The organism is Aquabacterium humicola, assembly GCF_030167915.1.
Classification (GTDB): Bacteria; Pseudomonadota; Gammaproteobacteria; order Burkholderiales; family Burkholderiaceae_C; genus Pseudaquabacterium; species Pseudaquabacterium humicola.
Genome location: NZ_JARGNB010000005.1, coordinates 102975 through 116878 on the forward strand (window position 1 = coordinate 102975; position 13904 = coordinate 116878).

Consider the following 13904-nt stretch of genomic DNA (forward strand, 5'->3'; position numbering starts at 1 on the left):
CGATCAGGCAGTGCGACCCCCCACCTTGCAACCCTTCAGAGGACATCCCATGAGCGTGCCAGCCCCCAATTCCTACACCGCCGTTGTTCACGGCGGCGCAGGCGACGACATCCTCGTCGATCAGAGCAACCTCGTCACGGAGCCGGGCGTGACCGGCAGCTTCTTCCACAACACCTACCTCTACGGCCATGGCGGCAACGATTCGTTCATGGCGGAGAACGGACTCGGCGCCAACCACGACCACGGCGGCGCCGACCTCTTCGACGGCGGATCCGGCGTCGACACGGTGTTCTATTCGCAGTCCAACGCCGGCATGGTGGTCGACCTGGCCTACGACCCGTCGTTCGGCCGCGCGTATGCGATCGGCTATTCCACGGACACCAATCAGTGGTCCTCCCGCGTCGACTACCTGGTGAGCATCGAGGACATCTACGGCACCGCGCAGCCCGACATCCTCATGGGGTCGGCCGCGGCCAACTTCCTCACCGGCATGGACGGCAACGACGAGATCGACGGGCGCGGCGGCAACGACACGCTGCACGGCGGTGCCGGCAACGACGTCATCCGCGGCGACGCCGGCAACGACACGGTCCGCGGCGACGACGGCAACGACGACCTGTTCGGCGGCACCGGCCAGGACCTGATCGAGGGCGGCAGCGGCAACGACGACCTCTACGGCGGCGACCAGAACGACTGGCTGTACGGCCAGGACGGCTTCAACAAGCTGTACGGCAACGACGGCGACGACACGCTCTTCATCGGCGAGGACGGCGAGGCCTATGGCGGCGATGGCCATGACGTCATCGTCGGCGGCAATGCCAACGAGACGCTCGACGGCGGCGCCGGGCCCGACATCCTCAACGGCATGGGCGGCAACGACACGATCGTCGGCGGCCCGGACAACGACATCATCGACGGCGGCGCGGGCACCGACACCGGGGACTTCAGCGGCATGTGGGGCACCACCGTCGTCTTCAACGGCAGCGGCGGCGGCATGGTGATCGGCCCTTCCAGCACCGATACCTTCCAGAACCTGGAGGTGTTCCGCCTCGGCAATGGCGGCGATTCGTTCCTGGGCAACAACGCCGCCAACAACGCCGACCTGGGCGGCGGCAACGACTACGCCTACGGGGCCGACGGCAACGACACCCTGGATGGCGAGGGCGGCAACGACACGCTGCACGGCCAGGGCGGCGACGACGTGCTGATCGGCGGCGACGGTGCCGACGTGCTGCGCGGCGGCGACGGCAACGACGCGCTCTACGGCAGCGACGGCAACGACCAGCTCTTCGGCGACGCCGGCAACGACACGCTGAACGGCGGCAACGGCAACGACACGATCGACGGCGGCGCGGGCAACGACGTGCTGCAGGCCAGCGGCAATGACGTGCTGATCGGCGGTGCCGGCAACGACACCATCAACCTGGTGGTGGGCGACCAGGACCTGCGCTGGCTCGCAGGGCACACCGGTTTCGACACCGTCAATGGCTTCAATCCGTACCACGACCAGCTGGTCTTCAGCCGCGGCTTCTTTGCCGACGGCGTGGCGCCGATCGACCTGGAGGACTACCTGCTGGTGTTCCAGTCGGGCGACGACACCTGGCTGGCCGCGAACACCGCCGCCTCCGGCTGGGAGTACATCGCGGTGTTCAACGACGTGCCGGCCTCGGTCTTCGGCGCGGGCATCGAGTCCGGCACGATGGTGACCCTGATCGGCACCGACTTCGCCGGCTGAAGGCGCGCCGATCCGCCCGCGCCCTGCCCCTTGGGGGCGCCCGGCGACCTCGCTACGATGTCGGCACCGCAACCGGCAGGGAGATGCGGTGGCCGTTCCGGAGCTGGATCAACATCGACGCCTGGCGGGGATCCTCGCGGCCGACGCCGCGGGGTTCTCGCGGCTGATGGCGCTGGACGAGGCGGCCACCGTGACCGCTCTCGACGCCGCGCGAGCGGCGTTCCGGGAAGCCGTGGAGGCCCATCGCGGCCGCGTCGTCGACATGGCCGGCGATTCGGTGCTGGCGGTGTTCGACACCGCCAGCGCGGCCATCGCCGCCGCGCTCGCGGCCCAGCAGGCGATCGAATCGCGCGCCACCGGCGAGCGTCCGGACCGGCGCCTGCACTTCCGCGTGGGCGTGCACCTGGGCGAGCTGATCGAGAAGGCCGACGGCAGCGTGTACGGCGACGGCGTCAACATCGCCGCGCGGCTGCAGGCGCTGGCCACGCCGGGCGGCGTGGCGGTGTCCGAGGCGGTGCGCGGCGCGGTGGGCGGGCGAGCCGGCGTGGGCTTCGAGGACATGGGGACGCAGGCGGTCAAGAACATCGCCGAGCCCGTGCACGTGTACGGCCTGCGCCAGGCGGCGAACGTCGAGTCGCCGCAGGCGCCGGGGCGGCGCTGGCGACGGTCCGCGGGCTTGCTTCGGCGGCGCCCGTTCGCGTTGGCCGCGTTGATCGGGGCCGTGCTGGCGCTGGTGCTGGCGGCCGGCGCGCTCGGCACATGGCAGTGGCGCACGCAGGAGCCTGCCCAGGCCTCGTTCTGGCCGATCACCGTCGCGGTCCTGCCCTTCGTCGCCGACGGCGGCGCGACGGACGGCGCCTGGGCCGACGCGCTGACGCAATCGACGACGACGGCGCTCTCGCAGTGGAAGTGGGTCAGCGTGACCGCGCCCGGCCGGGTGCAGGCGTACCGGGGACGCGTCATCGACGCGAAGCAGGTGGGCCGCGAACTGGACGTTCGCTACCTCGTCGAGGCCGACATCCGTGCGCTGGGCGACAAGGTGGGCATCACGGTGCGCCTGGTCGAGACCCGCGGCGGCACGCAGATCTGGGCCCGCGACTTCGAGACGGGCTCCCCGCCCACGTCACAGCAGAAGGCGCTGATGGCGAAGCGCCTGGCCCACCGCGCGCGCAACGCCATCTCCGCGTTGGCGTTCGAGCGCGAGGCCGGGCAAGCGTCCGCGCATCCCGTCGCGGTGCAGATGGCGCTGGCATCGTCCGCCTGGTCCAACGACGAGAACGCCGGCTGGCGCGCGGCGCGCGTGCACTACGACAAGGCGCTGCAGATCGACCCGACCTTCATGCCCGCCCTCGTGCAGCGCGCCTGGACGCTCGAGCGTGAATGCAACTCGGCCGACGTGCGCGACACCGCGGCCCTGGCGGCCTTCGAGGCGGCCACGGCCCGCGCCATCGCGGTCGATCCCCTCGACGACGAGGCCTGGATGGCCCGCGCGGTGGCGCTGTCGTACCTGTTCCGCTGGGGCGAGGCGTTCGCCGCGATCGAGCGGGCCATCACGCTGGCGCCCTACAAGCCCAACTACATCGCCATGCAGGCCAACCTGCACAGCGGTGTCGGCCGGCAGGCCGAGGCGGAGGCCGGCTACCTGCAGGCGATCGCCGTCGACCCGCCCGGCGATCCCTTCATGCTGCGCTCGCTGTGCGCGACGCGCCTGCTGATGGGCCGCCATGACGAGGCCGCGCCGGACTGCGAACGCGCGGCGGCCCGCGTGCGCTGGTACGAGGACCAGATGCTGCTGACCGCGATCTACGCGCACCAGGGGGACGCGGCGAGAACGGCGCTGGCCCGCGCGGAGCTGCTGAAGCAACGCCCCGGCCTGACGATCGAGAACAACTTCTACCGCCGGCTCTCCGACGCGCCGCTGTTCCTGCAGCAGGTGCGCGAGCATCTGGAAAGCGGGCTGCGGAAGGCGGGGATTCCGGAGCGGTGATCACATCGCGCATCGCGCTTGCTCACCGGTCGCCCTCTCGCAGACTCCTGATGACCCGCGGCGCGCCGCTGCGGCGCGTGACTCCGAATCAGCGCGCGCGCAGGTAGTGCATGGCGACCGCGCCGTTGCGCAGCGGCTTCGCCGAGACCAGTTCCAGCCGTCGCGTGCTGGGCAGCCCGCTCTGGTACAGGGTCGGGCCGTGGCCGGCGATCCGGGGGTGGACGAGCACCTTGTACTCGTCGATCAGATCGAGCCGATCCAGCTCGGTCGCGAGCTTGCCGCTGCCGAGCAGCACGCCGGCCGGGGTCGCGTCCTTGAGCCGCTGCACGCCCGTGCGCAGGTCGCCGGCGACGTGGTGGCTGTTGGTCCACGGAAAGTCCTTTCGCGTCGACGACACCACGTACTTCGGCTTGGCCTCCAGCTTGAGCGCCCACTCGCGCATCGCCGGCGGGGCCACCTCGTCGCCGCGGGCGACCGCCGGCCAGTAGCTCTCCATCATCTCGTAGGTGACGCGGCCCCACAGCATCGCCCCGGCGTCGTCCAGGAGGCCGGTGAAGAAGGCGTGTGTCTCGTCGTCGGCGATGCCTTCCTGGTGGTCGAGGCAGCCGTCCAGGGTGACATTGATGCTGAAGATCAGGCGTCCCATGCGGCGAGTCTAGGCCGGACTGACGGTGGACTAGCGGCCCTGCTTCGCCAGCCAGCGGTCGATCAGGTCGACGGCTGCGAAAGCCGGCCTGGGGTAGGGCGTGGGTTCGTCGAATGCGCGCTTCATCTCCTGCACGGCCGGCCGGACGTCCGCGCCTTTGGCCTGATAGGCGCCGGCCACCTCCAGTGCCAGGCGGACCTCGGTATGGAGCATGCCCGCGTACAGGTTGCTGGGATGGTTGCAGTTGCGGATGCGCCGACGAATCGCCTCGGCCTGCCGCTGCAGACCCTCGGGCACGGCCGCGGCGAACATCGCCGCGTTGTCCACCTCGTTGGCGGACAGGAAGCCCAGCACCTCGGGCGCGGCGTCGCTCCTGAGCAGGCGCACCATCTCGTCCTGCCAGTCGGCCCGGGACTTGATCCTGGCCAGCGCGCGCTCGCGGATGATGGGATGGCGCCCCTCGGGCGTGTGCACCAGCAGCGTGGCGATGCCCTGCTGCACGTCGGTCGCTTCGATGTGCTGGACGATGCCCTGCTGGAAGCTGTCCAACTCACCGCGCTGCGCCATGCCGGCCACGGTCCGGGCGACGCTGCCCGCCGCCATGCCGACCAGCGGCAGGCCGCTCAGCGCGATGATGCCGAGGGTCAGCGCAGTGGCGGCGCCGGCCGGCAAGGCGCGGGCCAGGCCGTCGTTCAGGTGCACCGCAGCCCAGGCCAGCACCAGCACGGGCAGCACGAAGCTGCCGGCCACGCGCACCACCTTCGGCAGGAAGGTGCCGGGGTCCGACAGCAGGTAGAAGCCGAGCGCGGTCAACGCGAACCAGCCCACGCCCACCAGGGCCCGCGCGCCCGCGCTGTCGCCGAAGCGGTCGAAGCCGCCGCGCAGCCCTACGGCCAGCGTCGTCAGGCCCGCGACGATCAGCAGGCCGACGCACAGGATGACGATCGCCCAGGCGTGGCCGACGCCGGCATCGCCGCCGGGCGCCTTCTGCAGAACGGCCAGGTTGAGCAGGCCCAGCAGGCACAGCGCCGTGCCGACGAGGCAGAGGTTTCCGAACACCGACATGAGCGATTGGCGTGAGCGTGGATGCGGAGATTCTTCGCCGGTGCCGCTTCAGGCGTGTTGCCGCAGGCCTGCAAGCCGGCCTGTCGCTTGTTTCACTGGTTGCCGCGCGGGGCGTTTGTTAGCCTGTGCGCCGATCAAGTCGCTGCGAAGGATCCTGGCGTGCGCTTCGGACGTGAAATGCTTCAGCACTGGGCCCTCGACCCGGCCGACGTGTACCTCAACCACGGCACCTTCGGCGTCACGCCCAAGCGCGTCATGGCGGCTCAGCAGGCGCTGCGCGAGAGGATCGAACGCCACCCGGCGCGTTTTCTCGGCCGCGAGCTGATGAGCCTCGCGGCGCAGCCACCCTCGCAGCCGACATTGCTTCGAAGCGCTGCCAACCAGGTCGGCGCGTTCCTCGGGGCAAGTGGCGACGACATCGTGTTCGTCGACAACGCCAGCAGCGGTGTCAATGCGGTGCTGCGCTCGCTGCGCCTGCAGCCGGGCGATCAGATCGTGCTGTTCGACAGCGCCTACGGGGCGGTCGTTCGCACCGCGGACTTCGTGGCACGCCAGCACGGTGCGCGGGTGGTGACGGTGCCGCTGCCTTTTCCCGTCGCCGATCCATCGACCTGCATCGCGGCGCTCGCCGCGGCCCTCACGCCCCGCACGCGCATCGCCATCCTCGACCACATCAGCTCCGAGACGGCGCTGGTGATGCCGCTGGCGCAGATGGCGGCGCTGTGTCGCGAGCAGGGGGTGCCGGTGCTGGCCGACGGCGCCCACGCACCGGGGGCGATCCACGTCGACATCCCGATGCTCGGCGTCGATTGGTACGTGGCCAACCTGCACAAGTGGGCCTTCGCACCGCGTGCCTGCGGCGTGCTGTGGGCGGGCCCGAGCCGGCGCGAGGGCCTGCACCCGAACGTGATTTCCTGGGGGCTCGATGTCGGCTGGCACCAGGAGTTCGAATGGACCGGCACGCGCGACCCCACACCCTTTCTGTGTGCGCCCGACGGCATCGCCTTCATCACCGGGTTCCTGGGCACCGAGGCGATGCGCGAGCACAACCACGGCCTCGCATGGCAGGCGGCCCGGATGCTCGGCGAACGCTGGGGGCTGCCCTGGCGCACACCCGAGAGCATGGTGGGCTGCATGGCCGCGGTTCCACTGCCGGCGCAACTCGGCAGCGACCGCGCCGCGGCGGAGCGCCTGAAGGACTGGCTGTTCTTCGAGCGCCGCATCGAACTGTCCCTCTTCGCCCGCGCCGGGCGCCTGTGGGCCCGGGTGGCCACGCAGGTCTACAACGAGCTCGGCGACATTCAGCGCTTCGCCGAGGCGATCGACGACCACTGCGCGCTGCACTGACCTGCCCTGCCATGGCGCCGGACAACCCTGGGAACACGACGATGCTGCACGACCCTGCCCGCCATGAACCGCTGCGCACGATGGCGTGGGACGAAGCACGCGTGCGCGCCACGATCGCGCGCATCGTCGACGAGACGGTGGCAGCGTTCACGCCCGACGGGCTGTGGCCCGTGCACCCGCGCGACGTCGAATCGGGCGAGGATCCCGACGCGCCGGTCACCAACCTCTACTACGGGGCGGCCGGCGTGATCTGGGCGCTGGACTGGCTGCGCGCGGCCGGCGCCGCGAAGAGCCCGTCGTTCGCGCCATACCTCGACCCGCTGCGTCAACGCAACCGCGCCGCTGTGGCCGCCATGCCCGGCGACAACACCGGCAGCTGGCTGATGGGCGACCTGCCGTTCGAGATGATGGCCTGGGGCCACGCGCCGACCGGGCCGCTCAGGGCCGTGCGTGCCGACACGATCGCCGCGCTGATCGAGCGCAACATCGATCATCCGGCGCGCGAACTGATGTGGGGCTCACCCGGCTCGCTGCTGGCCGCCGCGATGATGCACGGCGCGAGCGGCGACGCGCGCTGGGCCGCTCTCTTCCGGCGCATCGCGCAACGGCTGCGCGAACAACTGCAGTGGTCGCAGCGCCATGCCTGCCACTACTGGACGCAGGACCTGTACGGCCGCCAGTCGCGCTACATCGACGCCGTGCACGGCTTCGTCGCCACCGCGCGCGCACTGCTGCTGGGCCGCCACCTGCTGCCCGAGGCCGACTGGCTGCAATGGCAGGCCTGCATCGAGACGACGGTGGCCCATACAGCCGTCCGCGACGACGGCCGCGCGACCTGGCCCTGCCAGATCGACGAGCCGCCCGGAACGCCGCAGAAGTGGCTGATGCAGTATTGCCACGGTGCGCCCGGCTTCGTCATCTGCCTGGCCGATCTGCCGGGCCACGCGCTCGATGCGCTGCTGACCGCGGCCGGCGAGGCCACCTGGGCCGCGGGCCCGCTCGCCAAGGGCTCCAACCTGTGCCACGGCACGGCCGGCAACGGCTATGCGTTCCTGGTGCTGCTCGCCCGCACGCGGGAGCCGCGCTGGCGCGAGCGGGCCCGCGCGTTCGCGATGCACGCCATCGCCCAGTTCGAGGACGAGACCGCCCGCGTCGGCCGGTTGCGGCATTCACTGTGGACGGGAGACGTCGGCCTGGCGATCTTCCTGTGGGATTGCCTGCGCGAGCGGGCGCAGTTTCCGACGCTGGATGTCTTCTTCGCGGCGCCGGTGACCGGCATGTCCGCCGCCAGCGCCAAGGCGTAGATCAAAGCCACGCTGGCGGGCCCGATCCGATCGACAGACAGTTCAAATGCCCACCTATCGACACTCAGACTCCTCCGGGCAGGACGGGTCGATCATGGAGTGACCTCGTCCGAGGATGGGCCTGACGCCGAGATGTGGAGCGCGGTCGCGCCCGACATCCTGCCGGCGCGGTCGTCGAACGGCCGCTACATGGCGGCGAGTCGAGTGGAACGTCCCGGCCAGGAGCGGTCCGCCACGAGAGAGCGCTTTCCGTAGAAGCACAGAGGGCTGGCAAGGGGTTGCCGCTGCCCCGAAGCCTCAGTACGGCGGCGCCTGGCGCGCCCGCTGCGCTCGCGCCGCCTCGGTCCACCAGGCCAAGTCGTCGGCGAAGCGGCTGAAGGCCTTGCGCAGCGACTCGCCCGAGGCGCCGACCGGCTGGCCAGCGGCGTCAAGCGTTTGGGCGATCGGACCCACCGCCAGCGTGCTCGACACCACCACCATTCCCATCTCGCTGAGGATGCCGTGCCAGAGGGTGCCCGAGCGCACACCCGAGAAGCGCCCGGCGGAATAGCTGGCAATCGCGGCCGGCCGCCAGAACCACTCCTCCAGGAAGTGGTCGGTGAGGTTCTTCAAGCCCGGCTGGGGCCCCCAGTTGTATTCGCCCGTCACGAAGACGAAGGCGTCGGCCCCCTTGATTTCGCGAGCCAGGGTCTCCAGCGCCTGGGGCGCAGTTCCGGGCGGGTACTCCTTGTACATGCGGTCCAGCATCGGCAGGTTGAGCGCCTTCGCGTCGACCAGTTGGGGCTCGGCGCCACGCTGCCGCAGCCCGTCGACGATGAAGTCCGCCAGGCGAATGCCCATGCGGTCGGACCGGTAGGAACCGTAGAACACCAGGATCTTGTCGACCATCTCGCGCTCCGTCGTGCGTACATTCAGTCTAGCCGTGCACGCAGTCGGCCGGCGTGGCGCACAGTCGCCGGCTCTGGCCTCGGCCGCTGTACATCGCCGACGTGCCTGCACGCGGGCTGTCCTTGGGCGCCGCGCCGGCCGGCGGGTGGATGTGACCTGGACACTGGGCTCGCTGCTCCAAGTGCTCTCGCAAAGCGAGGGACGCGTCTCGGCCATAACCGGCCCCTGGCGATCCGCTCACAACTTCCCCTTCTGGCCCGCCTTGGATGACTGGTTTACGGCGGTCAGTTTGAGCTCCACTTCGGCTCGGCCCGGCCATAAGCGGACTGACGAGCCCAGCGTGGCATCCGGCCGTGGGGACTGGGCCGGCGAACTGAAGATGGCGTCGTAGCTCTCGAGTTCACCGGCGCTGACCTGTCGTTCGGCTCGAGCAGCAGTTCGAGGTTTGGATGCGAGCGCGCCACTTCTGCGACGTACGCAGCCCGTAGTTGTGGCGCAGCACGCGCCGGCGCAGCCCGCCGATGCCGATTTCCTTCAGCAGCGCCCAGACCACCACGCCACGCGACGGGGAACTCGGCTCCACGCCGAGGTCTTAGTACGGGACTTCGAAATCATCGCTCGACCACCGGGGCAGCGCCGGCTCGAAGACGGCCCACTCGACGGCGCCCACGAGCTAGTCTGCCGGGTCCTGGATGAGCGCACGCCGCAGCAGGTCCCGATCCCGGACGTAGGTGGCCGTCACGCCGACGGAGGCCCGAGCCGCTTGTGCTGGTCCACGATGGCCGGATCCGCCAGCCCGTCCAGCAAACGGGGTAATCCATAGGCGCCGTCGACGTGAAACCACACGCCGTGCTCGCGCGCTATCCCGCCGATGGCGCGCAGTGGGTTGATCGCGCCGGTGCTGATGGTGCCCGTCGTGGCGACGGCGGCCACTGGCAGCAGCCGCGCCCCCTGGTCCTCAGCCATGGCTTCGCGCAGGGGCGCCACCGTTCGGCGTCCTGCAGCGCATCGGTGTGCCGGAACCGGAGGTACTCGTCGAGCGCCGCACCCGAGCGGGCCATCATTGTCTTCAATCCCACGGTGAGCGCCGCGTTGCATCCATCTGAGACGGTCATCGTCGCTTCCTCACTCCAGCGGCTGACCCGGCTGCAGCACCTGCAGCACGACGCGGCCCTGGGCCTCGCGACGGCGCAGAAGCTCCAGCGCGACGCCGAATTCCTCCCAGGACATCGTGCATCCGACGTGCGGGCGCAACTCTCCGGTCCCCACCAGGCGCATCAGTACTTCGTCGGCCGCGGCACTCTCGCGCGGATGGCGCTCAGCCCATGCGCCCCAGTAGGCGCCGACGACCGAGTAGTTCTTCAGCAATGGCAGGTTGGCCGCGACGCTTGGGATCTGCCCGCAGGCGAAGCCCAAGGGCACCAGGCGGCCGCCCCAGGCCATCGAGCGTGCCATGGCGGCGAACACGTCACCGCCGACGTGATCGAGGCACACATCCACACCGCGGTCGCCGTTCAGCGACCGGATGCGCTCGCGCAGGTCTTCCTCGGTGTAGAAGATCACGTGCTCGGCGCCGCGGTCGCGCACGACAGCAGCCTTGTTGCGCGAACCCACGCCAGCAATCACCCGTGCGCCGAGATGGCGGCCCAGGTCGACAGCAGCCAGCCCAACGCCGCCGGCCGCTCCTGTCACGAACAGCGTTTCGCCGGCCTGCAGACGGGCCTGCGTGACGAGTGCATAACGCGCCGTCCCGTAGGCGTAGCGAACAGCAGCTGCCGTTTGGAAGTCGACGCCCGCCGGCAGAGGCACCGTGCTGCTTTCCGGGGCCACCATCCTCTCGGCCCATGCGCCGTGCCAGTTGCCGCAGGCAACGCGATCGCCGACGTGAAAGCGCGTGACCTCGGCACCTACCGACACGACCACGCCGGCCGCATCGGTGCCGGGCACGTAGGGAAGTTCCGGCCGCATCTGGTAACGCCCCTGGGCCATCAGCAAGTCCATGAAGCTGACCGCGGCGGCATGTACCGCGACCTCGACGTCATGCCGTCCGGGCGTGGGGGCCGTCGTCTCGCCGAGCTGCAGTTGCGGTTCGGCGGCGAAGCCGGCGCAAAGGATCGCCCTCATCGGGTCACCCCATGGCGGCGACGCACACCGTCACCACCTCGGCAGTTGCGCATTCGCTGCCCTGCTGCAGCACGCGGCACGCGACGGTGGCCCGACGCGGCCCCGCCTCGACCACCTTCGCCCGCAGCTCCAGCGGCTGGTCGATGACGGCCGGCTTGAGAAAGCTCACGCTGAGGCGGCCGGTCACCACCGCAAAGGGCAGGGCACCCTGCGCCAGGTCGATGCCTTCATCGCGACAGCGGGTTGCCAGGGCGGTCCAGACCGCGTGGCAATCGACCACCGACGCGATCGTTCCTCCGTAGACGACGCCCGGATGACCGATGTGATACGGCTGCGGCTGCCAGTTGCACACCAGTTCGTCGCCGCCGTCCCAGTGGCTCTTGATCTGCATCCCGTGCGCATTCAGCGCACCGCATCCGTAGCACTGGACCTTCCGCACATCCTGCAGCGGGCGTCCGTCCATGTTTGTTCTCCGCAGTCTCCGTGCCGCGAGTCTGCGACGGGTCGCCGCGCGAGCGACAGTCGGCCGACTACGGTAGCCGTTCTGGTGGATACCGGGGCATCCCGGTAGGGCGGTGAAGCGTCAGGTCGCGAGCATTCGGCGCTCGGATGCGCGTCCCACCGCCTCGGCGCGGGTTCGGCAGCCGAGCGCCTGCAGGGCTCGAGCCGCGTGCATCTCCACGGTGCGCGGGCTGAGGCCGAGCGCCGCAGCGATCTGCTTGTCGGACTGGCCGAGCGAGATCCGGCGCAGCACCTCCAGCTGGCGTTCGGTCAAGCGGATCTCAGCGCGCCCGGCCGGCTCGTCGTTCGTGCCGAGAAAGCGCCGGGTCTCCCGCACAAAGCCTTCCCAGGCCGGCTCGTCGGGGAACGGGATGTGGTTGCGACCCTCCAGCGGCACGAAGCGCGCGCCTGGAATGAGCGATGCAAGACGTCGTCCCTGCTCGAACCTGACCATCTCGTCATCCTTCGGATGCAGCACCAGCGTCGGGCAGCGCACCCGCGCGGCCGCCTCCTTGACGTTCATGCCGTACATCGCCCGAAGGTAGCGCACCGCCACGTCGGGCGTCGCGGTCGTGCGCTGCTTCTCGTCGAAGGCCATCCACTGCGCCTGCGTGGCAGCGGGCAGGAAACGCGAGACGAAGACCTGCCGGAACGCGGGCGAGCTGTTTCCCCAACCCAGCTCGGCCAGCTCGATCATCAGGTCGCCTTCGCGGCGAATTGCCGGATCGGGATGGCTGGTGCTGTGATACGAGGTCGCAAACCCGCCGAACAGGATCAGCCGGCTCACGCGCTCGGGATGCCTGGCCGCGTATTCGACCGCGATGCCGGCTGCACAAGTGAATCCCAGCAGCGTGAACGGCTCGCGGCCGTGTGCGTCCGCCACCGCTTCCAGGTCGTGCACCCAGGCCTCGAAGGAAAGTTCGTCCACCCGGCGCTGCGACAGGCCGCAGCCGCGCGTGTCGTATTCGACGTAACTGAATCGAGGAGCGAACTCGTCGATCAACGCCTGCTGGATCGTTCCGGGCGCGGCACGTTCGATGTGCGTAAGCCACGTTGCCGCCTTGATCAACGTCGGGCCCGCGCCGTAGCGCGCGGTGGCGAGCTGGACCCCGTCCCGAGACGAGACGAACTCGATGTCGCGCGCATGGCCCATAGAGTTCCTTCCTGGCCCACCACCCGTTCGCCGGGCCGACTCATCGCCGCAGTGTTTCTGCGCCCAGTCTTCCACTCGACTTTACTGCCAAAGCCGCCTCACACGAGAGCGCCAGATTAGACCGGTGTCGGCACGTTGGCCGACACGCACGTCGGCCAACGACCGGTCCTGACCTGGTCCACCGGCAGCAATGGGTCGGGAACGGCCCTTCACTTCAGGCGCAAGCAGTCGTTCGCGATTCGTCCAACAAGGGCGGCCAGCGTCAGGTGACCGGTGACGCGAAGTTGAAGCGGTCGATCAAGCGTCTGTTCATCGAAGGACCGTGATCGTCGCTGCCGTCACTCGGCCATTCGTGAGCAACCGGCTTCAGCCTTGACCTGAAGCTCGATCCGCTGCGGTGCAGCTAACACGTCACTGGGGCCGTATCGCCACCCCAGCACCGTTTCATCAGCCGCTGGCCACCAGGCCCCGCACGCGCCCCATGCTCACGCCTTCTCCTTGGGCTTGAAGATGTGAATCACCTCCCCGCGCGCCAGCATTGCCACCAGTTGTTCGATGCGTCTGGCGCGCGTCTCGGGTTTCACGGCGGTCTGGATGCGCCACAACACCGCGTAGCGATTGGCCGCGTTGATGGTCGCGAAGAAGGCCTTCGCTTTCGGCTCGGCTTCCAGCGCCGCCAGCAGGTCCTCGGGCACCGCGGACGTGCGGGCGCCGTCGTAGGCCTTGGCCCAGCGTCCGTCGGCCTTGGCGGCCTCGATCTGTGCGTAGCCCGGCGCCTGCATGCGGCCCACCTCGATGAGCGCGGCCACCTTGTCGACGTTGATCTTCGACCACACGCTGCGCGCGCGCCGCGGCGTGAAGCGCTGCAGGAAGTGCTGGTCGTCGAGGCCTTTCTTCTGGCCGTCGATCCAGCCCCAGCAGAGCGCGATCTCCACCGCCTCGGGATAGGTCACGCTCGGTTCGTCGGCGCCCCGCTTGGCGATCTTCAGCCACAGGCCGTCGGAGGTGGCGTGGTGCGTCTTCAGCCAGCGCTCGAAGGCCTGGGCGTTCTTGAACAACATCGGGGCCGACGTGGCCTGACGGGTGGACGGGAGGGCCGGCATCGCATCGAGTGTGCCGCAACGCGGGCCGCGTGCGCCTGGCCTGCCCGGCGG

Annotated in this window: 12 protein-coding genes; 4 read left to right on the plus strand and 8 right to left on the minus strand. The window is 69.9% G+C overall.

The window, feature by feature from the left end; translation table 11 throughout:
• Window positions 1-49: 49 nt before the first annotated feature.
• Together P1K89_RS21710 and P1K89_RS21715 are read left to right on the plus strand one after the other, a co-directional pair.
• Window positions 50-1735: a calcium-binding protein gene (locus tag P1K89_RS21710; RefSeq protein WP_284618614.1), complete on the plus strand. Its 1686-nt coding sequence runs from the start codon at window positions 50-52 to the stop codon at window positions 1733-1735.
• 88 nt (window positions 1736-1823) lie between these two features.
• On the plus strand, window positions 1824-3722 hold the full coding sequence (locus P1K89_RS21715; protein WP_284618615.1) for an adenylate/guanylate cyclase domain-containing protein: 1899 nt from the start codon (window positions 1824-1826) through the stop codon (window positions 3720-3722).
• Window positions 3723-3810: 88 nt separating this feature from the next.
• On the opposite strand, the gene P1K89_RS21720 is transcribed toward P1K89_RS21715, so the two are convergent.
• Both P1K89_RS21720 and P1K89_RS21725 read right to left on the minus strand, forming a co-directional pair.
• Entirely contained in the window at window positions 3811-4368 is a 558-nt protein-coding gene (locus tag P1K89_RS21720; RefSeq protein ID WP_284618616.1) for a dihydrofolate reductase family protein, read from the minus strand.
• A 30-nt stretch (window positions 4369-4398) separates the two neighbouring features.
• Window positions 4399-5433, minus strand: a complete 1035-nt coding sequence (locus P1K89_RS21725) for a hypothetical protein (RefSeq protein WP_284618617.1) — start codon at window positions 5431-5433, stop codon at window positions 4399-4401.
• 21 nt (window positions 5434-5454) lie between these two features.
• Between P1K89_RS21725 and P1K89_RS21730 the strand changes: the two genes are divergently transcribed.
• Both P1K89_RS21730 and P1K89_RS21735 read left to right on the plus strand, forming a co-directional pair.
• The gene (locus P1K89_RS21730; protein WP_284618618.1) at window positions 5455-6780 is read left to right on the plus strand and encodes an aminotransferase class V-fold PLP-dependent enzyme; all 1326 of its coding nucleotides are present in this window, start codon (window positions 5455-5457) and stop codon (window positions 6778-6780) included.
• Window positions 6781-6821: 41 nt separating this feature from the next.
• Window positions 6822-8084 (plus strand): lanthionine synthetase C family protein, encoded by a 1263-nt coding sequence (locus P1K89_RS21735; RefSeq protein ID WP_284618619.1) that lies wholly within the window; start codon window positions 6822-6824, stop codon window positions 8082-8084.
• A 297-nt stretch (window positions 8085-8381) separates the two neighbouring features.
• On the opposite strand, the gene P1K89_RS21740 is transcribed toward P1K89_RS21735, so the two are convergent.
• The 6 genes from P1K89_RS21740 to P1K89_RS21765 all read right to left on the minus strand — a co-directional run bounded on the left by P1K89_RS21740 (window position 8382) and on the right by P1K89_RS21765 (window position 13811).
• Complete coding sequence (locus tag P1K89_RS21740; protein ID WP_284618620.1) at window positions 8382-8972, minus strand: NADPH-dependent FMN reductase; 591 nt, start codon at window positions 8970-8972, stop codon at window positions 8382-8384.
• A 738-nt stretch (window positions 8973-9710) separates the two neighbouring features.
• Window positions 9711-9959 (minus strand): pyridoxal-dependent decarboxylase, encoded by a 249-nt coding sequence (locus P1K89_RS21745; protein WP_284618621.1) that lies wholly within the window; start codon window positions 9957-9959, stop codon window positions 9711-9713.
• Window positions 9960-10097: 138 nt separating this feature from the next.
• Entirely contained in the window at window positions 10098-11096 is a 999-nt protein-coding gene (locus P1K89_RS21750; protein WP_284618622.1) for an NADPH:quinone oxidoreductase family protein, read from the minus strand.
• 4 nt (window positions 11097-11100) lie between these two features.
• Window positions 11101-11559 (minus strand): PaaI family thioesterase, encoded by a 459-nt coding sequence (locus P1K89_RS21755; RefSeq protein ID WP_284618623.1) that lies wholly within the window; start codon window positions 11557-11559, stop codon window positions 11101-11103.
• A gap of 120 nt (window positions 11560-11679) precedes the next feature.
• Window positions 11680-12750, minus strand: a complete 1071-nt coding sequence (locus P1K89_RS21760) for an alpha/beta fold hydrolase (protein WP_284618624.1) — start codon at window positions 12748-12750, stop codon at window positions 11680-11682.
• 485 nt (window positions 12751-13235) lie between these two features.
• The gene (locus P1K89_RS21765; protein WP_284618625.1) at window positions 13236-13811 is read right to left on the minus strand and encodes a YdeI/OmpD-associated family protein; all 576 of its coding nucleotides are present in this window, start codon (window positions 13809-13811) and stop codon (window positions 13236-13238) included.
• Window positions 13812-13904: the final 93 nt, after the last annotated feature.

Bases quoted from the DNA above. Each gene is read 5' to 3' on its own strand.
- P1K89_RS21720 (WP_284618616.1), bottom strand. From the start codon at position 4,368: ATGGGACGCCTGATCTTCAGCATCAATGTCACCCTGGACGGCTGCCTC.
- P1K89_RS21710 (WP_284618614.1), top strand. From the start codon at position 50: ATGAGCGTGCCAGCCCCCAATTCCTACACCGCCGTTGTTCACGGCGGC.
- P1K89_RS21765 (WP_284618625.1), bottom strand. From the start codon at position 13,811: ATGTTGTTCAAGAACGCCCAGGCCTTCGAGCGCTGGCTGAAGACGCAC.
- P1K89_RS21725 (WP_284618617.1), bottom strand. From the start codon at position 5,433: ATGTCGGTGTTCGGAAACCTCTGCCTCGTCGGCACGGCGCTGTGCCTG.
- P1K89_RS21735 (WP_284618619.1), top strand. From the start codon at position 6,822: ATGCTGCACGACCCTGCCCGCCATGAACCGCTGCGCACGATGGCGTGG.
- P1K89_RS21740 (WP_284618620.1), bottom strand. From the start codon at position 8,972: ATGGTCGACAAGATCCTGGTGTTCTACGGTTCCTACCGGTCCGACCGC.
- P1K89_RS21750 (WP_284618622.1), bottom strand. From the start codon at position 11,096: ATGAGGGCGATCCTTTGCGCCGGCTTCGCCGCCGAACCGCAACTGCAG.
- P1K89_RS21730 (WP_284618618.1), top strand. From the start codon at position 5,455: ATGCGGAGATTCTTCGCCGGTGCCGCTTCAGGCGTGTTGCCGCAGGCC.
- P1K89_RS21755 (WP_284618623.1), bottom strand. From the start codon at position 11,559: ATGGACGGACGCCCGCTGCAGGATGTGCGGAAGGTCCAGTGCTACGGA.
- P1K89_RS21760 (WP_284618624.1), bottom strand. From the start codon at position 12,750: ATGGGCCATGCGCGCGACATCGAGTTCGTCTCGTCTCGGGACGGGGTC.